The organism is Ruegeria sp. AK4, assembly GCF_056541025.1.
Window position 1 is genome coordinate 33,785 of sequence record NZ_JBQFXS010000011.1, and the last position, 25,736, is coordinate 59,520.

General features: G+C 62.3%; 27 protein-coding genes. 17 read left to right on the top strand and 10 right to left on the bottom strand.

The features are described 5' to 3' along the window. Positions 1-205 precede the first annotated feature (205 nt). Positions 206-826 (top strand): cytochrome P460 family protein, encoded by a 621-nt coding sequence (locus tag ACR0EZ_RS17710; RefSeq protein ID WP_480615581.1) that lies wholly within the window; start codon positions 206-208, stop codon positions 824-826. A gap of 33 nt (positions 827-859) precedes the next feature. On the opposite strand, the gene ACR0EZ_RS17715 is transcribed toward ACR0EZ_RS17710, so the two are convergent. Together ACR0EZ_RS17715 and ACR0EZ_RS17720 are read right to left on the bottom strand one after the other, a co-directional pair. Then, entirely contained in the window at positions 860-1,204 is a 345-nt protein-coding gene (locus ACR0EZ_RS17715; protein WP_480615582.1) for a hypothetical protein, read from the bottom strand. After that, entirely contained in the window at positions 1,201-2,121 is a 921-nt protein-coding gene (locus ACR0EZ_RS17720; RefSeq protein WP_480615584.1) for a DnaJ C-terminal domain-containing protein, read from the bottom strand. Before ACR0EZ_RS17720 ends, ACR0EZ_RS17715 begins: the two co-directional genes overlap by 4 nt. A gap of 161 nt (positions 2,122-2,282) precedes the next feature. On the opposite strand from ACR0EZ_RS17720, the gene ACR0EZ_RS17725 reads away from it, so the two are divergent. Continuing rightward, on the top strand, positions 2,283-2,666 hold the full coding sequence (locus ACR0EZ_RS17725; RefSeq protein ID WP_480615586.1) for a hypothetical protein: 384 nt from the start codon (positions 2,283-2,285) through the stop codon (positions 2,664-2,666). Here ACR0EZ_RS17725 and ACR0EZ_RS17730 read toward each other — a convergent pair whose 3' ends face one another. Beyond that, the gene (locus ACR0EZ_RS17730) at positions 2,667-3,767 is read right to left on the bottom strand and encodes a cystathionine gamma-lyase (protein ID WP_480615588.1); all 1,101 of its coding nucleotides are present in this window, start codon (positions 3,765-3,767) and stop codon (positions 2,667-2,669) included. 3 nt (positions 3,768-3,770) lie between these two features. After that, complete coding sequence (locus ACR0EZ_RS17735; RefSeq protein ID WP_480615590.1) at positions 3,771-4,613, bottom strand: LOG family protein; 843 nt, start codon at positions 4,611-4,613, stop codon at positions 3,771-3,773. A gap of 79 nt (positions 4,614-4,692) precedes the next feature. Between ACR0EZ_RS17735 and ACR0EZ_RS17740 the strand changes: the two genes are divergently transcribed. From ACR0EZ_RS17740 to ACR0EZ_RS17760, 5 genes are all read left to right on the top strand, one after another. After that, a complete protein-coding gene (locus tag ACR0EZ_RS17740; RefSeq protein WP_480615592.1) occupies positions 4,693-5,604 on the top strand; it encodes a threonine/serine dehydratase in 912 nt (303 codons plus the stop codon). A 44-nt stretch (positions 5,605-5,648) separates the two neighbouring features. Then, positions 5,649-6,248 carry a GntR family transcriptional regulator gene (locus ACR0EZ_RS17745; protein ID WP_480615594.1) on the top strand — a complete coding sequence of 200 codons (600 nt, stop codon included), beginning with the start codon at positions 5,649-5,651 and terminating at the stop codon, positions 6,246-6,248. Positions 6,249-6,357: 109 nt separating this feature from the next. Further along, positions 6,358-7,185, top strand: coding sequence for a 2,3,4,5-tetrahydropyridine-2,6-dicarboxylate N-succinyltransferase (gene dapD / locus ACR0EZ_RS17750; RefSeq protein ID WP_480615596.1), 828 nt, complete (start codon positions 6,358-6,360; stop codon positions 7,183-7,185). A gap of 240 nt (positions 7,186-7,425) precedes the next feature. Next, entirely contained in the window at positions 7,426-7,959 is a 534-nt protein-coding gene (locus tag ACR0EZ_RS17755) for a hypothetical protein (RefSeq protein WP_480615598.1), read from the top strand. 415 nt (positions 7,960-8,374) lie between these two features. After that, a complete protein-coding gene (locus ACR0EZ_RS17760) occupies positions 8,375-8,713 on the top strand; it encodes a hypothetical protein (RefSeq protein WP_480615787.1) in 339 nt (112 codons plus the stop codon). A gap of 3 nt (positions 8,714-8,716) precedes the next feature. Here ACR0EZ_RS17760 and ACR0EZ_RS17765 read toward each other — a convergent pair whose 3' ends face one another. After that, complete coding sequence (locus ACR0EZ_RS17765; RefSeq protein WP_480615600.1) at positions 8,717-9,775, bottom strand: transporter substrate-binding domain-containing protein; 1,059 nt, start codon at positions 9,773-9,775, stop codon at positions 8,717-8,719. A gap of 209 nt (positions 9,776-9,984) precedes the next feature. Here ACR0EZ_RS17765 and dapE point away from each other — a divergent pair, with 209 nt between their 5' ends. Genes dapE through rnr form a run of 3 tightly spaced genes read left to right on the top strand, consistent with a single transcriptional unit; the run spans position 9,985 to position 14,019 of the window. Next, the gene (gene dapE / locus ACR0EZ_RS17770) at positions 9,985-11,124 is read left to right on the top strand and encodes a succinyl-diaminopimelate desuccinylase (protein ID WP_480615602.1); all 1,140 of its coding nucleotides are present in this window, start codon (positions 9,985-9,987) and stop codon (positions 11,122-11,124) included. 3 nt (positions 11,125-11,127) lie between these two features. Next, positions 11,128-11,703, top strand: a complete 576-nt coding sequence (locus tag ACR0EZ_RS17775; RefSeq protein ID WP_480615604.1) for a TIGR04282 family arsenosugar biosynthesis glycosyltransferase — start codon at positions 11,128-11,130, stop codon at positions 11,701-11,703. A gap of 57 nt (positions 11,704-11,760) precedes the next feature. Next, positions 11,761-14,019 carry a ribonuclease R gene (gene rnr / locus ACR0EZ_RS17780; protein ID WP_480615606.1) on the top strand — a complete coding sequence of 753 codons (2,259 nt, stop codon included), beginning with the start codon at positions 11,761-11,763 and terminating at the stop codon, positions 14,017-14,019. On the opposite strand, the gene ACR0EZ_RS17785 is transcribed toward rnr, so the two are convergent. Then, positions 14,010-14,396 (bottom strand): DUF1801 domain-containing protein, encoded by a 387-nt coding sequence (locus ACR0EZ_RS17785; protein ID WP_480615608.1) that lies wholly within the window; start codon positions 14,394-14,396, stop codon positions 14,010-14,012. The two genes, rnr and ACR0EZ_RS17785, sit on opposite strands and share 10 nt — an antisense overlap. Then, positions 14,393-15,091 carry a glutathione S-transferase family protein gene (locus ACR0EZ_RS17790; protein ID WP_480615610.1) on the bottom strand — a complete coding sequence of 233 codons (699 nt, stop codon included), beginning with the start codon at positions 15,089-15,091 and terminating at the stop codon, positions 14,393-14,395. Before ACR0EZ_RS17790 ends, ACR0EZ_RS17785 begins: the two co-directional genes overlap by 4 nt. 85 nt (positions 15,092-15,176) lie before the next feature. Between ACR0EZ_RS17790 and ACR0EZ_RS17795 the strand changes: the two genes are divergently transcribed. Beyond that, positions 15,177-15,890, top strand: a complete 714-nt coding sequence (locus ACR0EZ_RS17795) for a helix-turn-helix transcriptional regulator (protein WP_480615612.1) — start codon at positions 15,177-15,179, stop codon at positions 15,888-15,890. Between the two features lie 63 nt (positions 15,891-15,953). After that, positions 15,954-17,258, top strand: a complete 1,305-nt coding sequence (locus ACR0EZ_RS17800) for a lytic murein transglycosylase (RefSeq protein WP_480615614.1) — start codon at positions 15,954-15,956, stop codon at positions 17,256-17,258. Positions 17,259-17,404: 146 nt separating this feature from the next. Here ACR0EZ_RS17800 and ACR0EZ_RS17805 read toward each other — a convergent pair whose 3' ends face one another. The 3 genes from ACR0EZ_RS17805 to ACR0EZ_RS17815 all read right to left on the bottom strand — a co-directional run bounded on the left by ACR0EZ_RS17805 (position 17,405) and on the right by ACR0EZ_RS17815 (position 20,309). After that, entirely contained in the window at positions 17,405-17,998 is a 594-nt protein-coding gene (locus tag ACR0EZ_RS17805) for a GNAT family N-acetyltransferase (protein WP_480615616.1), read from the bottom strand. 154 nt (positions 17,999-18,152) lie between these two features. Next, positions 18,153-19,550 carry an aspartate aminotransferase family protein gene (locus ACR0EZ_RS17810; protein WP_480615618.1) on the bottom strand — a complete coding sequence of 466 codons (1,398 nt, stop codon included), beginning with the start codon at positions 19,548-19,550 and terminating at the stop codon, positions 18,153-18,155. Positions 19,551-19,625: 75 nt separating this feature from the next. Further along, positions 19,626-20,309, bottom strand: coding sequence for a GntR family transcriptional regulator (locus tag ACR0EZ_RS17815; RefSeq protein ID WP_480615620.1), 684 nt, complete (start codon positions 20,307-20,309; stop codon positions 19,626-19,628). Between the two features lie 140 nt (positions 20,310-20,449). Between ACR0EZ_RS17815 and ACR0EZ_RS17820 the strand changes: the two genes are divergently transcribed. From ACR0EZ_RS17820 to ACR0EZ_RS17840, 5 genes are all read left to right on the top strand, one after another. Then, entirely contained in the window at positions 20,450-21,535 is a 1,086-nt protein-coding gene (locus tag ACR0EZ_RS17820; RefSeq protein WP_480615622.1) for a polyamine ABC transporter substrate-binding protein, read from the top strand. Positions 21,536-21,600: 65 nt separating this feature from the next. Further along, positions 21,601-22,728, top strand: a complete 1,128-nt coding sequence (locus ACR0EZ_RS17825) for an ABC transporter ATP-binding protein (RefSeq protein ID WP_480615624.1) — start codon at positions 21,601-21,603, stop codon at positions 22,726-22,728. After that, complete coding sequence (locus ACR0EZ_RS17830) at positions 22,728-23,618, top strand: ABC transporter permease subunit (RefSeq protein WP_480615626.1); 891 nt, start codon at positions 22,728-22,730, stop codon at positions 23,616-23,618. The genes ACR0EZ_RS17825 and ACR0EZ_RS17830 overlap by 1 nt, the downstream gene beginning before the upstream one ends. Next, complete coding sequence (locus ACR0EZ_RS17835) at positions 23,615-24,433, top strand: ABC transporter permease (RefSeq protein ID WP_480615628.1); 819 nt, start codon at positions 23,615-23,617, stop codon at positions 24,431-24,433. The genes ACR0EZ_RS17830 and ACR0EZ_RS17835 overlap by 4 nt, the downstream gene beginning before the upstream one ends. After that, positions 24,430-25,734: an NAD(P)/FAD-dependent oxidoreductase gene (locus ACR0EZ_RS17840; protein WP_480615630.1), complete on the top strand. Its 1,305-nt coding sequence runs from the start codon at positions 24,430-24,432 to the stop codon at positions 25,732-25,734. The genes ACR0EZ_RS17835 and ACR0EZ_RS17840 overlap by 4 nt, the downstream gene beginning before the upstream one ends. Positions 25,735-25,736 lie beyond the last annotated feature (2 nt).

The window sequence follows — 25,736 nt, forward strand, 5'->3', positions numbered from 1 at the left end:
CAAACTTAATGTTTCTGCCGCTTTTTTTTGTATGCACAATTTAGTATGTTTGCGGCAGGCCGGACCCGGTTATGGGGGGCTCACCTTTGTGCACAAACGGGTGAGGCTTCGGGTCGGCATATGGAATGATTTTTCCTGACCGCTACCATGTATTCGGCTCGGTAGGCGGCGTGAAGGCAAACTGTTTTTCAGGTGGGCCAAGATTATGATTTATGACATTCAGCAGAGTCTGAAATCTGCAGCGGCGGCTATGGTCTGCGTTGCCCTGCTGGCCGGAGGGTCAGCAGCACAAGAGCAGGACGCACATCTCGCAATCGAAAACCCAGCGGACCTGACCAAGGAGGAAGCCCGGGCGCATTACCGCTCGCTCGCACGGCGCATGGCGCGGGGCTATGCGGCGGCACAGCTGGATCTGATCCTGAACTATCAGAACTGGCCGCTGTTCAACGACGCGCCCTATATCTCGGCGACGCATGGGCAGCGGTTCGTGAACAGCTATGCCAACCGGATGGCGCATAATTACGGCACCCTGCAGCCGGGTGAGGAACTGCCCAAAGGGTCGGTTTTGGCCAAGGACAGCATGACGGTCACCGATGAAGGGCGCATTCATCCCGGCGCCATGTTCATCATGGAGAAGCTTGCGGACGGGGCCAGCCCGGAAACCGCCGACTGGCGCTATATCATGGTGCTGCCGGACGGGTCCCTGTTCGGCGACACGATGGGCGCGCGGTCGGGCGAGGTGGCCTATTGCCACGTGTGCCACGAAGCGGTTGCGGACCGGGACTATACTTTCTTCGTTCCCGAAGAATTTGCGGTGACAGAATAAGTCAGACCGCAGCATCCGGCAGTTTCAGGGCCGTCACCTGCGACGGAACCGCGCTGTGCCGATGACCTCGATCAACTGCTGCCGCACGGGGTCGGGCTGCGCCTCGACCGCGTTCAGAACCTCGCGCAGTTCGGCGCGCAGCCCGTGCATCTGGTCGATCAGCGAGATCATCATCGACAGTGCGTCCGCCTCCATGTCGTATTGCTCGTGCAATTCACAGGCCAGTTCCAGCCGCGCCACGTCGATGCTTTGATAGACAAGCCCGCGTTCCGATTGTTCGGGGATCACGATTTCAGCCGCCAGATACTCGGTCAGCCGGTCGGGGGTCAGGCGGGCGATGGCGGTGATCAGCTCCTCTTCGGTCAGGGTCGGGCTCATGACGGCATTCCTTTCCGCGGATCATAGCGGTGCGTTTCGCGCCAGGTCTCCATGAAGTGTTTCAGGTCGTCATCGATCGTGTCCGGCATCGAGACCGTCAGTTCGATCAGCTGGTCGCCCCGGTCCGACGCGCCGCGTTTCCTGACCCCCTTGCCGCGCAGGCGCAGGGTTTTGCCGCTGCTTGTGCCCGCCGGAACAGTGACATTGACGCCCCCGTCGATGGTGGGGGCCGGGACCTTGCCGCCCAGAATGGCCTCGTCGATGGTGATGGGCAGGGTGATGTGGATGTCATCCCCGTGCCGGTCGAACACCGGGTGTTTCGTGACCGAGACCGTGACCAGAGCATCGCCGGGCGGTCCTTCCCCGTAACCGGGCGCACCCTTGCCGCGCAGGCGGATGGTCTGACCATCGGTGATGCCTGCGGGGATCTTGACCTCGATCCGGTCGCCATCAGGCAGGGTCAGTTTCTGGCTTGCCCCGAACACGGAATCCAGAAAACTGATCTGAAGCGAATAATTGAGGTTGTGACCGGGGGCGTGAAAATCCTGGCCGCGCTGCCCGCCAAAACCGCCGCGCCCGCGCATGAATTCGGCGAAGATGTCGGACATGTCCTCGGGGTCCGCCTGACGTCCGCGATAGGGGTTTCCGGCGGCTTCGGCATAGTCGCGGTAATATTGCTGCTGCGGGCGTTCCTGACCCGAGGCGTCAATCTCGCCATTGTCATATTGCGCCCGCTTTTCCGGGTCTTTCAGCAGGTCATAGGCGGCGGCTGCGGCCTTGAATTTCGCCTCGGCCTCGGCATCGCCGGGTTTCAGATCCGGGTGGCAGTCCTTGGCGATGCGCCGATAGGCCTTTTTGATCTCGGCGGCACTGGCATCCTTGGCGACTCCAAGGACGGTATAGGGATCGTCGCTCATCTCACCTCTCGTCGGTGTCAGGGGTGGGTCTGATCTTGATGAATGTGTTTTATCATGCGATTTCAATGGCCCAAAAGGAAGTGGCTTTTGAAACAACTCGCAAAATCCCGCAGGTCTGTTAACATTCGCATGTTTCTGACCGATCACGCACGGAGAGCCCCATGACGCGCAGACTCAAGTCCATTCTGGCCCTGCTGGCCGGGAATGCCATCGGTTTGCTGCTGGCGGCGCTGCTGTTGCCGGAATTTGCGATCAAGCCGATCTCGTTCATCGTGGTGGTGATCGTGTTCACACTGGTTCAGTGGGTGGCCGAGCCGCTGATCCTGAAACTGGGTGAAAAGAGAGCCCCGGCGATCAAGGGCGGGATTGCCCTGATCGTGACCTTTGTGGGCCTGCTGGTGACCGATCTGATCACTGCGGGCCTGACCGTGGGGGGCATCGCGAACCTGCTGGCCGCAACCCTGCTGGTCTGGCTGGGGGCGTTGATCGCCAGCATCGTGCTGCCGATCTACCTGTTTCCCGAACTGCGCGAGCCCAAGAAGTAATCACAGCGTGTTCAGGCTGGCCTCGACCGCCTGCCACAGTTCCTCGACCGGTTCGCAACCGACAGAGATGCGCACAAAACCCGGTCCGACATCGTCGCCCCAACGGGTGCGGCGCTCGGCCGAGCTATGGATGCCCCCGAACGAGGTGGCGGGCCGCAGCAGCGGGCAGCCGGAAATGAACCGGTCGGCCCGGTCCGCATCGGCCAGCGTGATGCTGAGCATGAAGCCAAACCGCGCTGTCTGTTTCTTCGCCAGCGCATGGGCCGGATCATCGGGCAGGCCGGGGAACCGAATGTGCTGTACGGCAGGGTGATCCGCCAGCCGTTCGGCCAGCACCTGCGCCGTGGAACACATGCGGTCATAGCGCACATCCAGCGTCTCGAGCCCGCGATGCAGCAGCCAGGCCTCATGCGGGCCGGGGATGGCGCCTGAGACGCGCCGCCATTCGCGCACCCGCGCCATGATTGCCTCGTCCCGGCTGGCGACATGGCCCATCAGCATGTCGGAATGGCCGCCCATTGCCTTGGTGTCCGAGGCCACGACCACATCGATCCCCAGATCCAGCGGGCGCTGGCCCAGCGGTGTCATGGTAGTGTTGTCGGCAATGGTGATACCACCCGCCGCCCGCACACCCTGCGCCACGGCGGCGATGTCCAGCATATCCAGCCCCGGATTGCAGGGGGTTTCGATGAACACGACGTCGAACCCGTCAAACCCGCCCTCGGTAAAGGTTGCGGTCGGGCGTTCCTGCACGGTGACGCCCAGATTGCCCAGAAACTGATTGGCCAGCACGCGGGTCACGTAATACCCGTCCGAGGGCACCAGCAACCGTGTGCCGCTTTTGACCGTGGAAAACAGCGCCGCCGAGATCGCCCCCATGCCCGAGGGGAAGGTCAGGCAGGGTGCGCCTTCCAGATGGGCCAGCATATGTTCCAGTTCGGCCCAGGTGGCGTTGTCGACACGGCCATAAGCCGCGTGGCCATCCACTTCTCCGGGCAGGTGATACATGCTGCTTTGGGTCAGCGGCAGGGCCAGCGGCTCGCCCTTGTTCAGACTGTTGCCGCGCAGGTGCAGCATCTCGCCGGTCTTAGGATAGTTCATGTCTCAGCGTCCCGGTATTTCATCGCGCGCAGGCGCGGGTTCCCAATTTTCAATGATATCGACGGCCTGCTGGGCGGTGTCGACAAAGCGGAAGAGGTCAAGGTCTTCGTCCGAGATCGTGCCCGCATCGGCCAGCGCCTCCCAGTTGATGACCTTTTCCCAGAAGGCGCGGCCAAACAGCAGGAAGGGCACGCGTTCCATCCGGCCGGTCTGGATCAGGGTCAGCGACTCGAACAGCTCGTCCATGGTGCCGAAGCCGCCGGGGAAGATGGTGATGGCGCGGGCGCGCATCAGGAAATGCATCTTGCGGATGGCGAAATAGTGGAAATTGAAGCTGAGCTCGGGCGTCACATAAAGGTTCGGCGCCTGCTCATGCGGCAGCACGATGTTCAGCCCGATGGAGCAGCCGCCCGCATCCTGTGCGCCGCGATTCCCGGCCTCCATCACGCCGGGGCCGCCGCCGGTGACGATCACGTTCTCGCGGCCGCCGGTTTCGTTGGATTTCTCGGTCATCAGCCGGGCAAATTCGCGCGCCTCGTCGTAATAGGCGGACAGACCGGCCAGCGTTTCGGTGCGCGCGGTGTGTTTCTGCGACGGCTCGGGGATGCGCGCGCCGCCGAACATCACGATGGTCGAGGTGATCTGCCGTTCGGACATGATCATCTCGGGCTTCAGCAGTTCCAGCTGCAGGCGCACCGGGCGCAGCTCGTCCCGGCACAGGAAATCGTCATCCGCAAAGGCAAGGCGATAGGCCGAGGATCGGGTTTGCGGCGTGTCCGGCACCTCGCTCGCGGTGGACCGGTCGGTCTGCGCGTCGCGGAAGGGGCTGAGGCGGTCTTCTCTCATCGGTGATGGTTCCCTGCTTGCGTGTCGACAAAACAGCTATAGGGTTCGCGGGCAGAGTGCCAGTCACGGAAAGACAAGAATGGATTGGAAGACAGAAATATCCGCCGCGCAGGGCCGCATCGACGGCTGCGCGCAGGTGACGCCGGTGATCGTAAGCCACATGCTGGGCTTTCCGGTCGAGATGAAGCTGGAACACATGCAGCACACCGGCAGTTTCAAGGCGCGCGGGGCGTTCAACACGTTGCTCAGTTCCGAGGTGCCAAAGGCGGGGGTGGTCGCCGCATCAGGTGGCAATCACGGCGCGGCGGCGGCTTATGCGGCGCGGGCGCTGGGCCATCCGGCCAAGATTTTTGTGCCGGAACTGGCTGGTCCGTCGAAGATTGCGCTGATCAGACAGACCGGCGCGGATCTCAGCGTGGTGCCGGGCGAATATGCCAACGCATTGACCGCAGCGCAGGCGCATGAGGACGCAACCGGCGCGATGCAGATCCATGCCTATGACGCCCCCGCCACCGTGGCCGGACAGGGCACCTGTTTTGCCGAGTGGGAGGCTCAGGGACTGCAGGCCGACACTGTTCTGGTGGCCGTCGGCGGCGGCGGTTTGATCGCGGGCGCTCTGGCCTGGCTGCAGGGCGCGCGCAAGGTTGTGGCGGTTGAACCCGAGACCTCCTGCGCCTTGCACGCCGCTTTGAGCGCCGGTGAACCGGTAGACGTTTCGGTGTCGGGGATCGCGGCAAATGCGCTGGGCGCGCGGCGTATCGGGTCGATCTGTTTCGATCTGGCGCAGGGGATGACCTCGGTTCTGGTCCCGGACAGTGCGATTGCACAGGCGCAAACGGCCCTGTGGCAGGCGCATCGGATTCTGGTCGAACCCGCCGGGGCCGCCGCGTTGGCGGCGTTGACCTCGGGCGCGTATCAGCCGCAGCCGGGGGAACGCGTGGCGGTTCTGGTCTGCGGCGGGAACATCGCGCCGGACCCGTTTGCCGCGTGATTTATCGGGTTGTGGAAACGGGTTATCGATTTTATCTATAATCTATGAACGCAACAATCGCCGACACGATCTACGAAAGCCTAAGCCAGCAGATTATCACCGGCGACCTGAGCGCCGGGGAAAAGCTGCGTCAGGATCATATCGCCAAAGCCTTTGACACCAGCCACGTGCCCGTGCGCGAGGCTTTGCTGCGGCTCGAGGCGCACGGCCTTGCCCAAAGCGAGCCGCGCCGCGGCATGCGCGTCACTGCGCTGGACCCGGCCGAGATACGCGAGGTGATCGAGATGCGGGTGGCGCTGGAATCACTGGCGCTGCAGCATTCGGTGCAGAACCTGACCCCCGCCGATCTGAAGCTGATCGACGACGCCCGGGTCGCCTGTGACGCCGCCGAAACCATGCCGCTATGGGAGGCGAAAAACCGGGCGTTTCACCGCGCCATTCTGACCCCCTGCAGGTTGCCGCGTCTGCTGCACGCCATCGACGATCTGCACATCGCCAGCGCCCGCCATCTGTTTGCGTTCTGGCGGCCCAGATGGACGCAGCGGACGGATACGGATCATGCGGCGCTGGTGCAGGCGCTCAAACGCAAGGACACGGCCACCGCCGCGGCCATTCTTGCGCGCCATATCCGCCGGGCAAGCTGATCGCGCCCCGCTCTGGCCGCAAATCGCACCACCTACGTCGCATTGCGTCATTGACCCGGCTTGCGTATAGGCCACACCAACGCGAACAGATTCTGCAGGGAGTAGCACAATGTCCAACGCGCAACTGGAAGCCGCCATCGAAGCCGCCTGGGAGGCGCGCGACACCGTCACACCCGCAACCACCGGCGAAACGCGCGAGGCGATCGAAGATACGCTGAACGCGTTGGACAGTGGTTCGCTGCGGGTCGCGGAAAAGCAGGACAGCGGCGACTGGCATGTGAACCAGTGGGCGAAGAAAGCGGTCCTGCTGGGCTTTCGCATCAAGGATATGGAAATCCACAACGGCGGCCCTCAGGCCGGTGGCTGGTGGGACAAGGTCGACAGCAAGTTCGCCGGTTGGGGCGAGAACCAATGGCAAGCTGCCGGGTTCCGTGCGGTGCCGAACTGCGTGGTCCGCAAATCCGCCTTTATCGCACCGGGCGTGGTGCTGATGCCGTCTTTCGTCAACCTCGGCGCCTATGTGGACGAGGGCACCATGGTTGACACATGGGCCACCGTGGGGTCCTGCGCGCAGATCGGCAAGAACGTGCACCTGTCGGGCGGCGTTGGCATCGGCGGCGTGCTGGAGCCGATGCAGGCAGGCCCCACAATCATCGAGGACAATTGCTTTATCGGCGCGCGGTCCGAGGTGGTCGAAGGCTGCATCGTCCGCGAAGGCTCGGTTCTGGGCATGGGTGTGTTCATCGGCAAATCCACCAAGATCGTCGACCGCGAAACCGGTGAAGTGATGTATGGCGAAGTGCCGCCCTATTCGGTGGTCGTCGCGGGCTCGATGCCGTCGAAGAACAACGTCAGCCTGTATTGCGCGGTGATCGTGAAGCGCGTGGACGAAAAGACCCGCTCGAAAACCGGTATCAACGAGTTGCTGCGGGACTGAGTCCGTCTTTGGCCCGCATCAATATCGACGCCGTGACGCGCTTGCGTCCGATCGACCGGTGGCGCGACGCATAGCGCAAGGTGGTTCAGAAGCCCGTTGGATGCGGTGAGGCAGACGACAACTCAAAAAAAGGCCGAGGGTCGGACCCTCGGCCTTTCTTAAGTTTCAAACCCCCGAAGTTACGCTATGTGATCGCGACCTCCCTCCGGCAATCGGGACCGGGGTGCGGGTTTTCCGGCGTTGGACGCGCGGTTACTGGACTACGACGGCTGGCGTTTCGCCATCAACGCCACGGCCAAAACCGTCTTCCGTTCCGTTGCCGCCGCCGCCTTCGCCATCGTCGTTGCTGTCATCACTTCCGGTTTCGCTGTCGCCGGATTCATCCGGACCTTCGGTGCCGCCTTCATCGCCGCCACCGGAGTCATCGCTGCCTTCATCGCCTCCACCGGAGTCGTCGCTGCCTTCATCGCCGCCGCCGGAGTCGTCGCTGCCTTCATCGCCGCCGCCGGAGTCGTCGCTGCCTTCATCACCGCCACCGGAGTCATCACTGCCTTCATCGCCGCCGCCGGAGTCGTCGCTGCCTTCATCACCGCCACCGGAGTCATCACTGCCTTCGTCGCCTCCACCGGAGTCGTCGCTGCCTTCATCGCCGCCGCCGGAGTCATCACTGCCCTCGTTTTCATCGCCGCCGCCGGTTTCGCCTCCGCCACCGGTCTCGCCGCCTTCGTTTCCGCTCTCCTGAGCGAATGCCGCGTCCACCGAAACAAAAGATAGAACGGCAACAGCCGGCGCACCGGCCAGAACAATCACACTTGCCGTGGTAGTCATAAGTTTGGACAAGATACTCATTGAATTTTCCCCTGTAAAAAAATGACTTTGCTAGTGCGGTCAGCCTAGGTCTCGTTATGGGACGCCGAAACGGAACGGTGAGCGTGCTGCGCCTCAAGCGAAAATTGGCCGAAATGTGGCGAAACTGTGGCAAAAATATGCCGGAATCAACTTAAGGTAATTTTGGACCACATGATTCACTTAATTCGAGAAGGCGAAGATCGGATGACTTGGGGCGATTCCATTTTGCTCCGCAGACGCTTTCACCAAACGCCCAATCATGTGCATCGTCAGATTCATGTCCAAGTCCGGCGGACGGATTTGGTTGACCCCTTTGGGTGGCGCGCGTAAGGCAAGCGCCATGGAAAAGCAAAAGAAACCCTCGCGTCAGCAAGTTTATACCCTTTTGGTCCAGGTGGGCCGCAAGGATGGCGATGGCCTGCCCGACGGGGCCACGGGGGCTGCGCTGATCTGCTATGCCAGCGGTGTGGATGAGGCCGAGGCCGTGCGCGAAACCGTTGCGATCCTGAAACAGGCCGATACCGCGCCGCTGGATGTGACCGGCTACGGCACCCTGGCCGAGCGTGAGGCGCAGGGGCACGAGATCGACGCGGATGAGCGTGACCTGATGCAACGCGCGCTGGATGAAAATGCGGTCATCGTGGCGCAGATGACGCCGTTTTTCGAAGATCAGACCTAAGGCCTAGTTCCGCGCGCCGAACCACTTGCGGTAAATCTCGTCATAGGTGCCGTCCTCGCGCAGGGCGAGCAGCGCCTGGTTTACATCTTCGACCAGCGGCGATCCGGTCGGGAAGGCGATGCCGTAATTTTCGCGCAGGAAAACGCCGCCGGTCATCGATGCGATCCGGCGGCCCTCATGCGCGGTGAAATAGGACAGGATCGGCGCGTCGAACACTACGGCATCCAGTTGCTCGGCTTTGAAGGCGTCCAGCATCTGGTCCAGACCCGGATATCCGGTGAACTCGATCTCGCGCCGGGACAGGAAATTCGCGGCCGTCGATCCGGATACCGTGCCGACGTTTTTGCCGTATAGGTCGTTCACCGAATTCACGTTGCCGGTGATCGCATCCACCGTCATGACCGAGGTGATGCGGGCGGTGAATACCGACACGATGAACAGCGACGACACCACCAGCACCACACCCAGCAGCCGGCCAAATGGGGTGCGGGGCATACGTTCCTCGAACCCGCCATTGACGACAAGGTTCAGCGCCCACCAGAAGGATGGAAACCAGGCCTCGTTCAGCTTACGGTCGAAATAGGGCTGGGCGCGGCGCTCGAACCCCCACATCAGCATGCCGCCGCCCAGCAGGATGGCGAAGGCAAGGCCGATGGCGATGAACAGCTCGCGCGACAGCAGCGCCTGCATCAGCGACGGGCGGCGCACCGCATCCGATGGCACCATGATCTGCAGCCCGGCCTCGAAAATCGGCTGGCTGAAATCCATCTGGGTTTCGCGCAATGCGGTGATCGAGATATTTGCGACCGCCAGATCCGCCGAGCCATCCTGAACGGCGCTCAACATGTCGGCAAAGGCATCGACGCGGTTGACCGTGTAATCCCAGTTCAGCGCCTCGGCCAGCGCCTGCAGCAGATCCATCGAAAAGCCGGTTTCGGCCCCGTCTTCCACATAGGAGAACGGAGGGCGTGTCACCGTCGTGACCGACAAGGACTGTGCCTGGCTTTGCTGTGCAAGAGCGGCGAAAGTCAGGCAGATCAATGCGAAGAAAACGCGCGTCATGGGAACATCACCTGTTTCGCGGCCCTGTAACGCAAACAGGCAAGGCGCGGCAAGGTCGTCGCGGGGTAAAGCGCCATGTTTTTCAGGGATCTCAATGCGGGATGCGGGCAAAACAGGGTCGTGATTTTTGAATTGTTGGGGTTGGCATTCCGGCCAATTCGTTGAAACACTGCGCGAACCCCTGCGGAATCAGACTGAAAGGCGCGCCGATGACCGATCCAGTTCAATTGACGGCGGACCTGATCCGTTGCCCATCGGTCACACCTGCCGAGGGCGGGGCCCTGGTCCTGCTCGGGGCGCTTTTGTCCGATGCCGGGTTCGACTGCACCCGCGTTGACCGTGGCGGCGTCAGCAACCTGTTTGCGCGCTGGGGGCAGAAAGGGCATGCCCGCACCTTTGGGTTCAACGGCCATACCGATGTGGTTCCGGTGGGGGACGAGGCCGCATGGACCAAGCCGCCCTTCGGGGCCGAAGTGCACGACGGCGTCATGTATGGGCGCGGCACCACCGACATGAAATCGGGCGTGGCCGCCTTTGCCGCCGCGGCGGTGGATTTCGTCCGCGACACGCCGCCGGACGGGGCGATCATCCTTACGATAACCGGGGATGAGGAAGGCGATGCGTTGGACGGCACCACCGCCTTGCTGGATCATATGGCGGACGCGGGTGAGCGCATGTCTGTTTGTCTGGTGGGCGAGCCCACCTGCCCGAATGAGATGGGCGAAATGATGAAGATTGGACGGCGCGGCTCGATGACGGCGTGGTTCACGGTGACGGGCGTGCAGGGGCATTCGGCCTATCCGCATCGTGCCAAGAACCCTCTGCCCGCCTTGGCGCGGCTGATGGATCGGCTTGCCCGCCATGAACTGGATCAGGGCAGCGATCATTTCGATGCATCCACTCTGGCGGTCGTGACGATGGACACCGGAAACCCGGCGACAAATGTCATTCCGGCGCAGTGCAGCGGGGCGGTGAATATCCGGTTCAATGACCTGCATTCCGGCGCAGGCCTCAGCGATTGGTTGCGGGCCGAGGCCGATCAGGCCGCGCAGGCCTTTGGTGTCAAAATCGACACAAGGATCAAAATCTCGGGCGAAAGCTTCCTGACCCCGCCGGGTCCGCTGTCTGATCTGGTGGCGCAGGCGGTCACGGCGGAAACCGGGGTGCAGCCCGACCTGTCGACGACCGGCGGCACCTCGGATGCCCGTTTCATCAAGGACCACTGCCCGGTGGTGGAATTCGGTCTGGTCGGCCGCACCATGCATCAGGTGGATGAATGCGTCGAGGTTGCGCAGATCGAGCAGCTCAAGGCGATCTATACGCGGGTTCTACGGGATTATTTCGCCTGATCCATGCAGCGTACCTTGGTGATCATGGTCAAGGAACCGCGCCCGGGCCGGGTGAAGACGCGGCTTGGGCGCGATATCGGCATGGTCGGCGCGGCCTGGTGGTTTCGCAGGCAGGCCCGGTCGCTGATCCGGCGATTGCGGGACCCGCGCTGGCAGATCGTGCTGGCGGTGTCGCCGGATCGCGAGGGGCTGAGCAGCCGGATCTGGCCCGCCGACCTGCCCCGCGCGCCGCAGGGGCGGGGCGATCTGGGGCAGCGCATGGCGCGGATGCTGCGGGCCGCGCCAAAAGGGCCGGTGTGCCTGATCGGTGCGGATATTCCCGGCATCACGCGGGCGCATATCGCACGGGCCTTCGATGCTTTGGGGCCTTCGCAACTGGTGTTTGGCCCGGCGCAGGATGGCGGCTATTGGCTGGTCGGCGCGCAGCGCTACGGGGCCTTGCCCGCCGGGCTGTTTGCTAATGTGCGCTGGTCGACGGAACATGCGCTGGCCGACACGCTGGCCTCGGTCCCGGGCTGCCGTGTGACGACGGTCGATCAACTGCGTGACGTCGATACGGTTGCCGATCTGCACAGCTGACCCAACGTGCGGTTTTTTGGTCATGACGCGGTCGCGCACGCGTGCTAGGCCGAAGACATGACTCGCATCCCCACCAAGCAAGAGGTCCTCGACTGGATCTCGGCGAACCCCACCCTGACCTCGAAACGCGATATCGCCAAGGCCTTTGGCATCAAGGGCGCGGACCGGATCGATCTGAAACGCATCCTGCGCGAGCTTGAGGCCGAGGGGCATCTGGAAAAGCGCAAGCGCAGCTATCGCGATCCGGATCGTCTGCCGCCGGTCAGCGTGTTGCAGGTCAAGGCGCCGAATGCCGATGGCGACCTGTTTGCCCGGCCTCTGGAGTGGCATGGCGAGGGGGTTGAGCCCATCGTACTGATCATCGCCCGCGCAAGCGATCCGGCACTGGGCGAAGGCGACCGCATTCTGGCGCGCCTGACAGTGGTGCATGAGGAAGACCACAATTACGAGGCCCGCCTGATCCGCCGCATCGGCACCAACCCGCGCAAGATCGTCGGCATCTTCCGCAAAGGGGCCGAGGGCGGGCGGATCGTGCCTATCGACAAGACCGGATCGACCGAGTGGCTGGTCCATGACGGCGCGGTGCTGGGCGCGAAAGACGGTGAGCTGGTCGAGGCCGAACAGGCCGGCCCCAAAAACCGCATGGGCCTGCCACGCGCGCGCATTGTGGAACGGCTGGGCGATCCGTCGGCCCCCAAGGCGGTGTCGCTGATTGCGATTCATCAGCACGGTATCCCCGACGATTTCCCCGACAAGGTGATTGACGAGGCCGACAAGGCCAAGCCCGTCGGCCTGAAGGGGCGCGAAGACCTGCGGGACATGCCGCTGCTGACCATCGACCCTGCGGATGCGCGGGATCATGACGATGCCTGCTATGCCCATGCCGATGACGATCCCAAGAACCCCGGCGGCCATGTGATCTGGGTCGCCATCGCCGATGTCGCCGCTTATGTGCAACCCGGCACCGCGCTGGACCGCGAAGCGCGCAAGCGGGGCAATTCCAGCTATTTCCCCGACCGCGTGGTGCCGATGCTGCCGGATCGGCTGTCGGGTGATCTGTGCTCGCTGCACGAAGGCGTTCCGCGCGCCTGTATCGCCGTGCGGATGCAGATCGACGCCGAGGGCAACAAGATCGGTCACCGCTTCGTGCGTGGCCTGATGCGATCCGCTGCCTCGCTGCATTACGCCGAGGTGCAGGAGGCCATCGACGGCAATCCCAACGACCGCACCGGTCCGCTGTTGGAGACGGTGCTGAAACCGCTCTACGCCGCTTACGCTGCCCTGAAAACGGCGCGGGGGGTGCGGCAACCGCTGGAACTGGACCTGCCCGAGCGCAAGATCGTGCTCAGCGACAAGGGCGATGTCGAAAGCGTGGCGTTCCGCGACCGGCTGGATGCCCATAAGCTGATCGAAGAGTTCATGATCCTCGCCAATGTCGCCGCTGCCGAGACGCTGATCGCCAAGCGCCGCCCGCTGCTGTTCCGCGTGCACGAAGAACCCGCGCCAGAAAAGCTGGAGAGCCTGCGGGAAACGGCGCAGGCGGCGGGGCTGAATCTGGCCAAAGGGCAGGTGCTGCAAACCCGGCACCTGAACGCGCTGCTGAATGCGGCAGCCGGGACCGAGGATGCGGAACTGATCAACCTGACCACGCTGCGGTCGATGGCGCAGGCGTACTATAACCCCGAGAATTTCGGCCATTTCGGGCTGGCGCTGCGCAACTACGCGCATTTCACGTCCCCGATCCGCCGTTATGCCGATCTGATCGTTCACCGTGCGCTGATTTCGGCCCATGACTGGGGCAAGGACGGGCTGACCGAGGAGGAAATCGCCCGGCTGGACGAAACCGCCACCCATATCTCGGACACCGAACGCCGATCCATGATGGCCGAGCGGGACACGACCGACCGTTATCTGGCCGCCTATCTCAGCGAACGGGTGGGCAATGAATTCTCGGGCCGCATCAGCGGCATCGCCCGCTTCGGAGCCTTCGTGAAGTTGGATGAAACCGGCGCGGACGGGCTGGTGCCAGTACGCTCGCTGGGGCGCGAGTTCTTTCATTTCGACCGCGAGGCCGGGACGCTGATGGGGTCAGACACCGGGTTGGTCATCGCCATCGGCCAGCGCGTCACCGTGCGGCTGACCGAGGCCACGCCGGTCACCGGCGGTCTGGAACTGGAACTGCTGTCCATCGACGATCAGGCCCTGCCGCGCGGACGGGGGCCTGCCAAGCGGGCAACGCGGCGCAAGGCGGTCAGTACCAAGCGCAAGAAGGACAAGATCAGGCGCAAGGTCGAACGCAAACGCCGTCAGAGGTGATAGGTCAGCGCCCGCGCGATCAGCCAGCCATGCCGCGTGGCGTCGATCTGCGCGGGGTCGTCGAACAGCACCGCGCGGTTGCCGTCAATCCGGTCCTCGCCCGGGAAGGCCGAAGTAAAATCGCCCATCAACCGGCTCTGACAGTGGACGAACAGCGCGAACCGCGCGGATTTGTGCCCGCCCAGCCGGATTGTCGACCCTTTCGGGGCCAGATAGGCCGGTTGGCCCCAGCGCAGGGCCTCTTGCACGGGTTGCGCCGCAGGCAGGGTTTCAGCCGTCGCAAGGATCAGGTCGCGCAGGGCGAGGGCTCCGGCGCTGGTGTCCTGCGGCAAGGCCGCAAAGGCGGCGGCCACGGCGGGATCGTCAAATTCGGTCATGACAACGGCACAGCCTGTTCCATCCGGTCGATATAGCTGTTCAGCAGGGTATCCTGTTTGATGCGCCGCGTCAGCGGCGTATCGGCGGGCGTGGCGCGCATCGCGGCCAGCATCGGCCCGACGCTCATATCGGCCGAGGTCGGCTGATCCCCCAGCAGGAACGGAGATTTCCACAGATAGGCCGAGATCGCCTCGAGATCGCGCTCGACCCGCTCCAGCCGTTCGGCCAGTGAAAACCGCCCGATGCCTTGCGTCCTTACTCCTTTCAGAACGGATTTCCGGATCGCGCCCGAGGCCGGTTTGCGGATCAGGGCCGGAATGCCGTTAAAGAAAGTCTGGCGCAGGATCGGCCAGACCTCATCATTGCCCCAGCGGTCCAGAACGATGTGAAAATACAGGTGTTCCTCGGCCATGCGAACCAAAGCCCGCGATTGCGCCTTTTCCACATCCGTCAGGCCCTGATCGAAATTCGCGCCCTGCTGCTCCAGCCAGTCGCGGATCAGATCGCTGTCGGGCACCAGCCGTTCCGGTGTGCGCAGAACCGGCAGCTTTTGATGTGGCATCTTGCGGGGGTCCAGCAGATCGGATCGCTGCCAGCTTTGGCCTGAATGTTGCAGCATCAGCGCGGTCTTGACGCAGAACGGGCTGGCGCTGAACAGGCCAAAGGCGGCGGGGTAGGTGAGAAGGGTCAGCATCGGGTGGCTCCGGTGATTTGGGGTGCCTTTAGGGTACGAAACCTTGATGACAGTTTCTGGCATCAGGGTTAGGCTAGGCTGCATCATGTCCCGCACCGCCCGCCTGTTCCAACTGATGCAAGCCCTGCGCTCTGGCCCGTCGCCGAAAACCTCGGCGCAACTGGCCGGGGATCTGAGCGTGTCGCCGCGCACGATCCACCGTGATATCGACGCGCTGCGCGGGCTGGGGGCCGTCATTGATGGCGAGGCCGGGTTTGGCTTCACCCTGATCGAAGACGCCACCCTGCCGCCGCTGGGCTTCACCGATGATGAGCTCGAGGCGCTGGTGCTGGGCCTGCGCGAGGTTCAGGTGATCGGCGACCCGGCGCTGTCCGATGCGGCCAGCGCGGCGCTGCGCAAGCTGCAGGGGCGCTTGCCGCCGCGACAGTCGCACAGGCTGAGCCACGCAGTGCTGGCCGCGACCCGGTTCAACCGCCCGCCCGCGCCCACAATTCACGTTGCGTCCCTGCGGCAGGCCACCTGGGATGAGCGCACAATCGAGTTCTCGTATATCGACGCAAAGGGTGACGCCACGCGCAGGCGGGTCGATCCGCTGAGCATCGTCTACATGGACCGCTCGAACGTGCTGCTCAGCTGGTGTCATCTGCGGCAGGATTTCCGGGTGTTCCGGCTGGACCGCATGGATGAAATGTCGGTGACAGATCAAAGCTTTCGCCCCAACCGCGTGCCGCTGCTGCGCGAGGCGCTGGCCCGCATCCGCGACGAACGCCAAGCACAAGAGCGCGAGACCGCCACCTGAGCGCTTTGTGATTTGCCGATTTTGCGCTACCCTTGCGCCTGAGCAGTAATCAGGAAATTCGGAATGCGTAAATGCATAAGCGGCGTCATGACCGCTGCATTATGGGCATCCATAGTGCAGGCGAATCCGGCAACAGATACGCCGGTCGGGCAACTCGATTCAATACAACTGGCATCGGCGGATGTTACCGTCTCGGTCCGGCCGGTTCCGCGACCCAAGGCTAAGGTGGTGCAGGTGGCAGCAGCGGGCAACGCACGGTTTCAGGCCTGGCTGGGGGCCTTTCAGCGACGCGCGGTTGAGCAGGGGATTTCCCAGCCCATTCTGACCCGGGCGCTGGCGGGCCTGACCTATGACACCGATGTCATCAAACGCGACCGCAATCAGGCTGAGTTTTCAAAACCGATCTGGGACTATCTGGATGCCGCCGTCTCGGACACACGGGTTGCAAATGGCCGTGCCGCGCTGGGCCAACATCGGCAGGTGCTGGAGCAGATCGAAGCGCAGTATGGCGTCGAGAAAGAGGTGGTGACGGCGATCTGGGGGCTCGAGACCTCGTTCGGCACTTACCGGGGCAGCAGCCAGACCATCCGCGCGCTGGCGACGCTGGCTTTTGATGCCCGCCGCGCGTCATTCTTCGAGGCGCAATTGATCGCCGCCCTGCGCATCATTCAGGCCGGGGATGTGAACGCCGGTGATATGGTGGGCAGTTGGGCCGGGGCGATGGGGCACACGCAGTTCATGCCGACCTCGTATCTGGATCATGCGGTGGATTTCGACCGCGACGGGCGGCGCGATATCTGGTCGGACGATCCGACCGATGCGCTGGCCTCGGCAGCGGCCTATCTTCAGCGGCATGGCTGGACCATGGGCCAGCCTTGGGGGGTCGAGGTGCGCCTGCCCGAGGGGTTCGACTATTCCGCCGCCCGCCGGGATGTCACGCTGATGCCGTCGGAATGGGCACAGCGCGGGGTGCTGTCAACACATGGCCAACCGGTTCCCGATCATGGCCGCGCCGCAATCCTGCTGCCTGCAGGGGGGCAGGGCGTGGCGCTGATGATCTTCGACAATTTCAGCGTGATCGAGAAATACAACGGCGCCGATGCTTACGTCATCGGGATCGGCCACCTGTCCGACCGCCTGTCGGGCCACAGCCCGTTTCAGGCCAACTGGCCGCGCGACGACCGGGTTCTGAGTTTCACCGAGAAGAAAGAGCTGCAAACCCGCCTGACCGAGGCCGGTTTCGACACGCAGGGCATCGACGGGCGCACCGGGCCGAACACGATCAACGCGGTGCGGGAATACCAACTGGCGCAGGGGCTGTTGCCGGATGGGTATGTGAGTTTGCAGGTGTTGGAGCGGTTACGGTGACGGGGTAGGGGTTGTCTGCTTTTTGCATGAGCCTGCTCATGCGGGACGAAGCGGACAAACGGGTTGCTAGTCGAATGACTCCCGGTCTGGCCGCTTCAATCGACCTCATTGATTTACTTCTTAACGTTACCGTTTCTAAACCACTTTCAGCACAGCTCTTTTTCCATCAAGAGCCACCTATTGGCATTCGTTTCCCATCCCTTCCGAACCACAGGTTCAGTTGCAGTTTTGGTGTAGCCGTGTCTCTCATAAAAATTTATCGCAGAATGATTGCTGTCTATGACTACCAGGCTGATTCCCGATTTTCCGGCGCCCCTTCCAAGCTCTTCGGCGATATTCATCAGGCTGGAACCAAACCCGCGACCTGAGTACTCTGGATAGGTCGCGATACCGTGCAAATACCATGTCCCTTTGGCTTTCGAGAACAATCTCATAAGGGGTCGTATCATTTCATCCATGCCGGGAACGTGTGGGTTTGGCGTCTCCGCCATGGGATAGGAAATCAGCATCGCAACCAACTTACCCTCAACTTCCACAACAATTGTGTTTTCCTCATGGATGAATGCGCTTTGTGCCCGGCGCCCAAAATCGTCTGCTGTTTCGTCTTCTTCTGCCAACCTTTGCCAAAGTCGTTCGACGAACCCCGGCACTGTGTATTTGGCGAGAAGAATTACTTGCTCAAGGTCGCGTTCCGTCGCTTTTCTGAAGGGCACTTCAAGTAGATTTTCTAGATCGACCATTAGTGAAACCTCAAGGAGCCGGTACTGAGTGGCAGAGTATCAGATATGTTTCGCGATGTCCGGATTGGACTCACAGCAGACACTGTCCCCCAATAATTCCTAAAGAAAAAGGCGGCTCTCAAAGCCGCCCTGTCCAAATTCCCAACCCTGCCGCCTACGCCGCCGCCTTCATCAACCCCTGTGCGTTGATCTCGGCCTGCGCCTCGTCCAGCGATTTGGTGATCCGCACGAACATCTCGTCGATATCCGCCGGGGTGATGACCAGCGGGGGTGAAATGATCATGCGGTCGCCCACGTGGCGCATGATCAGGTTGTTGGCAAAGCAGCGCTCGCGGCAGATATAGCCGATGGTGCCGGGCTCGGAGGCGAATTTGGCGCGGTTGGCCTTGTCCGGGGTCAGCGCGATCGAGGCCATCATGCCGACGATTTTCGCCTCACCGACCAGAGGGTGATCGGCCAGAGCCTCCCATTTTTTCTTAAGATAGGGCGCGGCGACGTTGCGGACGTGGTCGAGGATATTTTCCTCTTCCAGGATGCGCAGGTTTTCCAGCGCGACGGCGGCGGCGACCGGGTGGCCGGAGTAGGTGTAGCCGTGGTTGAACTCGGTGCCGCTGATCACCTCGGCGATCTCGTCGTTCACGATCGATCCGCCGATGGGCGCGTAGCCCGAACTCAGGCCCTTGGCGATGGTCATGATATGCGGGCGGATGCCAACGGTCTGGGACCCGAACCAGTTGCCGGTGCGGCCAAAGCCGCAAATCACCTCATCCGCGATCAGCAGGATGTTGTATTGGTCGCAGATGCGCTGGATTTCGGGCCAATAGGTCTCGGGCGCCACGATCACGCCGCCTGCGCCCTGCACCGGTTCCGCGATGAAGGCGGCGACGCGGTTTTCGCCGAGGTCCTGTATCGCCTCTTCCAACTCGCGCGCGCGGGCCAGGCCAAACTCTTCGGGCGACATGTCGCCGCCCTCGGCCCACCAGTTGGGCTGGTTGATGTGGTGAACGTTCGGGATCGGAATGCCACCCTGCGCATGCATCCCCGCCATTCCGCCCAGCGAGGCCGAACCGACCGACGAGCCGTGATAGGCATTGTGGCGGCTGATGATGATGTTCTTGTCGGGCTGGCCCTTTTCGGCCCAGTAGGTGCGCACAAGGCGGATATTGGTGTCATTCGCCTCGGACCCGCTGCCGGCGAAAAAGACGTGGTTCAGGTCGCCCGGGGCCAGTTCGGCAATCTTGGCGGCCAGTGCGATGGCCGGCGCATGCGAGGTCTTGAAGAACGTGTTGTAATAGGGAAGCTCGCGCATCTGGCGTGCCGCCACCTCTGCCAGTTCATCCCGCCCATAGCCGATATTCACGCACCAGAGCCCCGCCATGGCATCCAGAATCTCTTCGCCTTCGCTGTCGGTCAGGTACACGCCTTTGGCGCGGGTGATCACCCGCACGCCTTCCTTGTCGAGCTCTTCGTTGGTGGAAAACGGATGCAGGTGATGCGCCGCATCCAGCGCCTGCAATTCGGCGGTTGGCATGTGGTTGGTGATCGTCGGCATCGGAGATCCTCCTGCAAAAGCGGTTGGCGATCACAATATGATCAAATTTATAACTGTCAATCGAATCGCGTTTACCTAGGTTGGCGACAGTGCCTCGGCCATCAGTTCCATCCCCTGCTGAATGTCCTGAGCGGTGGCCTTTGCCGCCTTTTCCGCATCGCCATCGCGCAGGGCACGAATGATATCCTTGTGCCTATCGGGCAGGCTTTGGGTCCCGGCCCGACCGCAGACAACGCGCAGCGAAGGGCCGAAACGCAGCCACAGACGGTCGGCAAGATCGCTGAGAATCGGGGCATTGGCATGGGCATAGAGCGTTTCGTGAAAGGACTGGTTCAGGCGCAGGTAGCCGCTGACATCGCCATCGGCAATGGTGCGGTCCAGACGAGTGTCTATGCGTTCCAGATGGTCGATGTCCGCGGGTTTGAGATTGGCTGCGGCACGTCTGGAAAGTTCTGATTCTATTGACTTTCTGGCGAAAATCATCTGCTCGACATCCTCGGCGGACAACAGCGGAACGCTGACCCGGCGATTGCCCTGAAACACCAGCGCGCCATCGGATATCAGCCTGCGGATCGCCTCGCGCACAGGGGTCATGCCAACGCCCAGAGAATCAGTCAGGCCCTGGATCGTGACCGGCTGGCCCGGCACCAGTTCGCCAAACAGAATCTGCGACCTGAGCGTTTGGTACACCTGTTCATGCGCCGGGCGTTTTTCGCTGTCTGACTGCGTCTTCGGTGCCTTATTTTTGATCAAATCCAATTGGTTCGTCCCGTTTCAATTGCCCCTGACTTGTCAGACGGCAGACCTCGTGAAACCATACGCGGGATCGGGGGAAAACGCAAAACTTGATCAAATCCAAAAAAACGGGAAAATACCCGTACACTTGCAGGGAGAACAAAATGTCAATCAAAACGCTGACCATGACAGCGGTCATCGCATTGGGGACTTCGGCGGCTTTTGCCGAAGAGGTGCGTGTTTACAACTGGTCCGACTATATCGACGAAGGCCTGTTGCAGAAATTCGAGGAAGAGACGGGCCTGACCCTGATCTATGACGTGTTCGACAGCAACGAGGTTCTGGAAACCAAAATGCTGGCCGGAGGCTCGGGCTATGATGTGGTGGTGCCGACCGGCAGCTTCATGAGCCGTCAGATCAAGGCCGGCGCGTTTCAGGAAATCGATGCGGCCAAGCTGTCGAATTTCGGAAATGTATGGGACGTCATCGCCGAGCGTGTGGCCCGGTTCGACCCGGACAACAAGCATTCGGTCAATTACATGTGGGGCACGACCGGGCTGGGCGTGAATGTCGGCAAGGTGAAAGAGGTGCTGGGGGAAGACGCGCCGATCGATTCGATGGAGCTGATCTTCAACCCCGAGAATATGGAAAAGCTGGCATCCTGCGGGGTCTATTTCCTGGACGCCCCGGATGAGATGGTTCCGGCGGCCATGGTCTATGCGGGTCTTGATCCCAACAGCCATGACAAGGACGATATCGCCAAGGCGGAAGAGGTCTTTGCGGCGGTCCGGCCTTACGTGAACAAGTTCCACAGCTCGGAATACATCAACGCGCTGGCCAACGGCGATATTTGCGTCGCGGTTGGCTTCTCGGGCGATGTCCTGCAGGCCCGCGACCGCGCGGCCGAGGCCGATAACGGAGTCGAGATCGCCTATAACGCGTTCAAGGAAGGCTCGCAGATGTGGTTCGATCAGATGGCGGTTCCGGTGGATGCACCGAACCCCGAGGGTGCGCATGAGTTCATCGACTTTATGCTGGACGCTAAGAACATGGCGGCGGCCTCGAACTATGTCTACTACGCCAACGGCAACAAGGCATCGCAGGAGTTCTTGTCGGAAGACGTGATCGGCGATCCCGCGATTTACCCGTCGGAAGAGGCCATGAACAATACCTATATCAAGGGCCCGTATCCGCAGAAAACGCAGCGCGTCGTGACGCGTATGTGGACCAAGATCAAGTCAGGCACCTGATCTGACAGCGCGGGGCGGCCAACGCCCCGCGCCTTTCCTGTCCGGACCGATATGCGGGGGCCGCTTTGAACTCTGACGTTTTTGCGCCGTGGGACGACCCACAGGCGAAACCCTTGATCCAGTTCCAGAATGTCACCAAACGTTTCGGAGCGTTCACGGCAATCGACAACCTGTCGCTGGACATCTTCGAGCGCGAGTTTTTCGCCCTGCTCGGGCCCTCGGGCTGCGGCAAGACAACCATGATGCGGATGCTGGCGGGGTTCGAGACCCCGACCGAGGGGCATATTCTGCTGGCCGGGCAGGATATCGACCCGATCCCGCCCAACAAACGGGCGGTGAACATGATGTTCCAGTCCTACGCGCTGTTCCCGCACCTAAGCATCTGGGACAACATCGCCTTTGGCCTGCGCCGGGACAACATGCCCAAGCATGACCTGGAAGAGCGGGTCGAGGAAATGCTGCGCCTGACCCGGCTGGAACAGTTCGCCCGCCGAAAACCGCACCAGATTTCCGGCGGGCAAAGGCAGCGGGTGGCGCTGGCGCGGTCGCTGGCCAAGGCACCCAAGCTGCTGTTGCTGGACGAACCGCTGGGCGCGCTGGACAAGAAACTGCGGCAGGATACGCAGTTCGAACTGATGGATATTCAGGAAAAGACCGGCACCACCTTTGTCATCGTCACCCATGATCAGGAAGAAGCGATGACTGTCGCCAGCCGCGTGGCGGTGATGGATCAGGGCAGGCTGATGCAGGTCGCCACCCCGGATCGTATTTATGAAAACCCGAACTCGGTCTACGTGGCGGATTTCATCGGCGACGTGAACATCATCCAAGGCCGCGCGACGGCGAACGGGGAACAGACCTTTCAGATCGACTGGGCCGAGGGGCAGGCGCCGCTGACCGCAACCTCGGCAACCGATCTGTCGCACGGCCAGTCCTGCCACCTGGCGATCCGGCCCGAGAAGGTGACGATCTCGGTCGACCGCCCGGCAGATGCGATCAACGCCATTCAGGGCAAGGTGCATGACATCGCTTATTTGGGCAATCTGTCCACCTACCACGTTGAACTGGCAAACGGCACGATCATCAAGGCGCAAACGGCCAATACCCGCCGTATCTCGCGCCGGTCCTTTACATGGGAAGACCCGGTCTGGCTGTCCTGGACAGCAACCGCCGCGGTCCTGCTGGCAGACTGATGCGCCGCGCCCTGCTGATCGCCGTTCCTTATGTCTGGCTGCTGGCGCTTTTTCTGGTGCCGTTCTTCATCGTCCTGAAGATTTCGCTGTCGGACACCGAACTGGCGATTCCGCCCTATACCCCGACGCTGGACCTGTCGCAGGGATGGGCGGGCATCCGGGATTTCTTCAGCCAGCTGGACTTTGAAAGCTTCGTCTGGCTGACCGAGGACGATCTGTATTGGAAAGCCTACCTGTCCAGCGTCAAAATCGCGCTGATCTCGACCTTCTTCACGTTGCTGGTCGGCTATCCCATCGCCTATGGCATGGCCCGCGCCCCGGAAGAGTGGCGGCCGACGCTGATGATGCTGGTGATTCTGCCGTTCTGGACCTCGTTCCTGATCCGCGTCTACGCGTGGATGGGAATTCTGTCGAACGAAGGCTATCTGAACCAGTTCCTGCTGTGGACCGGGATCATCTCGACCCCGCTGACCATTCTGAACACCAACACGGCGGTCTATATCGGCATCGTCTATACCTATTTGCCGTTCATGATCCTGCCGATCTACTCGGCGCTGGAACGGATGGACGGCTCACTGATCGAGGCTGCCGAGGATCTGGGCTGTTCTCGCCTGCAGGCGTTCTGGCTTGTGACCATTCCGCTGTCGCGCCCCGGTATCATCGCGGGCTGTTTCCTTGTGATGATCCCGGTAATCGGTGAGTTCGTCATCCCGTCACTGCTGGGCGGGTCCGGCACGCTGATGATCGGCAAGGTGCTGTGGGAAGAGTTCTTCTCGAACCGCGACTGGCCGGTGGCCAGCGCCGTGGCGGTGGTTCTGCTGCTGATCCTGATCATCCCGATCGTGCTGTTCCAGCGCAACCAGCAGAAACAGACGGAGGCCGAGAAATGAACAGGCTGAGCTGGTTCAATACGGTCTCGCTGACGCTGGGCTTTGCCTTTCTGTATATCCCGATGATCATCCTGATCATCTTCAGCTTCAACGAAAGCAAGCTGGTGACGGTCTGGGCGGGTTTCTCGACCAAATGGTACGCCGAGGTGGTACAGAATCAGGCTTTTCTGGACGCCGCCTGGGTGACCGTGCGCGTGGCAGTGTTTTCGTCGACGCTGGCCACCATTCTGGGCACCGCCGCCGCGCTTGTTCTGGTGCGCGGCGGGCGGTTCCTTGGCCGCACGCTGTTTTCCGGCATGATCTACGCGCCGCTGGTGATGCCCGAAGTGATCACCGGCCTGTCGCTGCTGCTGCTGTTCATCGGCATCGGGCTGGACCGGGGTATCCTGACCATCGTGCTGGCCCATACGACGTTTTCCATGTGTTATGTCTCGGTTGTCGTCTCCTCGCGCCTTGTGACCTTTGATCAGTCGCTGGAAGAGGCCGCTTTGGACCTTGGCTGTTCCCCGGCACAGGCGTTCCGGCTGGTGACGCTGCCGATCATCGCGCCGGCGGTGATCTCGGGCTGGTTGCTGGCCTTCACCCTGTCGCTGGACGATCTGGTGATCGCGTCCTTCACCTCGGGCCCGTCGGCCACGACCCTGCCGATCAAGATATTCTCAGCCGTGCGTCTGGGGGTCAGTCCCGAGATCAACGCGCTTTCCACGATCATGATTGCGGTTGTCACGGTCGGCGTGATCACGGCATCGCTGGTGACAAAACGCGCGATGGTGCGCCAGCGGCAGGATGAGATGGCCGCCGCGCGCGCTGAATGAGGCGGATTTTCCCGGACTACACCTATGGTCCGGGCCCCCGCGACGGGTGCTGGTGGGATGAGACGATTGCCAGCCCCGACTGGCCCACCCATCAGGGCGATCTGCGCGTAGATACTGCCATAATCGGCGGCGGGTTCACCGGATTGTCCGCTGCGTTGCATCTGGCCGAAAGCGGGACCTCGGTCGCGGTGTTCGAGGCGGAAACGCCGGGCTGGGGCGCCTCGGGGCGCAACGGCGGGTTTTGCTGTCTGGGTGGATCGAAGCTGGATCATGCAACTCTGGCGCGCCGCGTTGGGCCTGTCGCTAGCGAAGGCTATGCGAGGGCCGAGGCGGAGGCCGTGCATCTGGTCTCCGATCTGCTGGCGCGCTATCGGATCGATGCCGACACCCATTCCCAGGGCGAAACCCAGCTTGCCCATTCCCGGCGCGCAATGGACAGGCTGCGCCGGGATGCAGAGGAAACAGGCACATTGCACGCGGCAAAGGACTTGCCAGCGCTGGGGCTGAGCGGGCCGTTTCACGGCGGTTACACGCTGCCGGTGGGCTTTGGCCTGAACCCGCGAAAATACCTATTCGGTCTTGCCAGCGAGGCCCGATCTCAAGGGGCTGAGATGTTTCAGAGAAGCCCGGTTCTGAAGGTCGACAAAAGCGGGTCGGGGTTCGATCTGCGCACACCAACAGGTCGCGCTACAGCTGAAACGGTTCTGATCTGCACCAACGGCTATTCCAGCGAAGACATCCCGGCCTGGATGTCCGGTCGCTACATGCCCGCCCAATCCACGGTTCTGGTGACGCGCCCCCTGACCCCGGCCGAGCAGATGGCGCAGGGCTGGACCTCGGGTCAGATGTGTTACGACACCCGCAATCTGCTGCACTATTTCCGGCTGATGCCCGATGGGCGGTTCCTGTTCGGCATGCGCGGCGGGTTGCGGTCGTCCCCGGCCTCTGAGGCCGCGATCCGGCGCAAGGTTCAGCAGGACTTCCGGCGCATGTTCCCGGCGTGGTCCGGGGTCGAGGCAACGCATATGTGGTCGGGCTTGGTGTGCCTGTCCGGCAATCTGCTGCCCTATGTCGGGCCGGTCCCCGGGCAGGCGGGGATGTTTGCCGGGTTTGCCTATCACGGAAACGGCGTTGCGATGGGCACCTATTGCGGGCGGGCCCTGGCGCGGCTGGTGCTGGGTCAGAACAGCCAACTGCCCGCGCCTATGACGCAACCGCCCCGGCGTTTCCCCTTTGGCCGATGGCGCAGGGCACTGATGCCACCGCTCTACGCCCTGATGGCGCTGGCTGATCTGAGGTGACA

Coding starts and splice junctions, on each gene's coding strand:
- ACR0EZ_RS17735 (WP_480615590.1), bottom strand. CDS start 4,613: ATGAGAGAAGACCGCCTCAGCCCCTTCCGCGACGCGCAGACCGACCGG.
- ACR0EZ_RS17745 (WP_480615594.1), top strand. CDS start 5,649: ATGAACGCAACAATCGCCGACACGATCTACGAAAGCCTAAGCCAGCAG.
- ACR0EZ_RS17805 (WP_480615616.1), bottom strand. CDS start 17,998: ATGGTCGATCTAGAAAATCTACTTGAAGTGCCCTTCAGAAAAGCGACG.
- ACR0EZ_RS17710 (WP_480615581.1), top strand. CDS start 206: ATGATTTATGACATTCAGCAGAGTCTGAAATCTGCAGCGGCGGCTATG.
- rnr (WP_480615606.1), top strand. CDS start 11,761: ATGACTCGCATCCCCACCAAGCAAGAGGTCCTCGACTGGATCTCGGCG.
- ACR0EZ_RS17730 (WP_480615588.1), bottom strand. CDS start 3,767: ATGAACTATCCTAAGACCGGCGAGATGCTGCACCTGCGCGGCAACAGT.
- ACR0EZ_RS17785 (WP_480615608.1), bottom strand. CDS start 14,396: ATGACCGAATTTGACGATCCCGCCGTGGCCGCCGCCTTTGCGGCCTTG.
- ACR0EZ_RS17790 (WP_480615610.1), bottom strand. CDS start 15,091: ATGCTGACCCTTCTCACCTACCCCGCCGCCTTTGGCCTGTTCAGCGCC.
- dapE (WP_480615602.1), top strand. CDS start 9,985: ATGACCGATCCAGTTCAATTGACGGCGGACCTGATCCGTTGCCCATCG.
- ACR0EZ_RS17775 (WP_480615604.1), top strand. CDS start 11,128: ATGCAGCGTACCTTGGTGATCATGGTCAAGGAACCGCGCCCGGGCCGG.
- ACR0EZ_RS17800 (WP_480615614.1), top strand. CDS start 15,954: ATGCGTAAATGCATAAGCGGCGTCATGACCGCTGCATTATGGGCATCC.
- ACR0EZ_RS17830 (WP_480615626.1), top strand. CDS start 22,728: ATGCGCCGCGCCCTGCTGATCGCCGTTCCTTATGTCTGGCTGCTGGCG.
- ACR0EZ_RS17715 (WP_480615582.1), bottom strand. CDS start 1,204: ATGAGCCCGACCCTGACCGAAGAGGAGCTGATCACCGCCATCGCCCGC.
- ACR0EZ_RS17835 (WP_480615628.1), top strand. CDS start 23,615: ATGAACAGGCTGAGCTGGTTCAATACGGTCTCGCTGACGCTGGGCTTT.
- ACR0EZ_RS17820 (WP_480615622.1), top strand. CDS start 20,450: ATGTCAATCAAAACGCTGACCATGACAGCGGTCATCGCATTGGGGACT.
- dapD (WP_480615596.1), top strand. CDS start 6,358: ATGTCCAACGCGCAACTGGAAGCCGCCATCGAAGCCGCCTGGGAGGCG.
- ACR0EZ_RS17795 (WP_480615612.1), top strand. CDS start 15,177: ATGTCCCGCACCGCCCGCCTGTTCCAACTGATGCAAGCCCTGCGCTCT.
- ACR0EZ_RS17740 (WP_480615592.1), top strand. CDS start 4,693: ATGGATTGGAAGACAGAAATATCCGCCGCGCAGGGCCGCATCGACGGC.
- ACR0EZ_RS17725 (WP_480615586.1), top strand. CDS start 2,283: ATGACGCGCAGACTCAAGTCCATTCTGGCCCTGCTGGCCGGGAATGCC.
- ACR0EZ_RS17760 (WP_480615787.1), top strand. CDS start 8,375: ATGGAAAAGCAAAAGAAACCCTCGCGTCAGCAAGTTTATACCCTTTTG.
- ACR0EZ_RS17765 (WP_480615600.1), bottom strand. CDS start 9,775: ATGACGCGCGTTTTCTTCGCATTGATCTGCCTGACTTTCGCCGCTCTT.
- ACR0EZ_RS17810 (WP_480615618.1), bottom strand. CDS start 19,550: ATGCCGACGATCACCAACCACATGCCAACCGCCGAATTGCAGGCGCTG.
- ACR0EZ_RS17840 (WP_480615630.1), top strand. CDS start 24,430: ATGAGGCGGATTTTCCCGGACTACACCTATGGTCCGGGCCCCCGCGAC.
- ACR0EZ_RS17720 (WP_480615584.1), bottom strand. CDS start 2,121: ATGAGCGACGATCCCTATACCGTCCTTGGAGTCGCCAAGGATGCCAGT.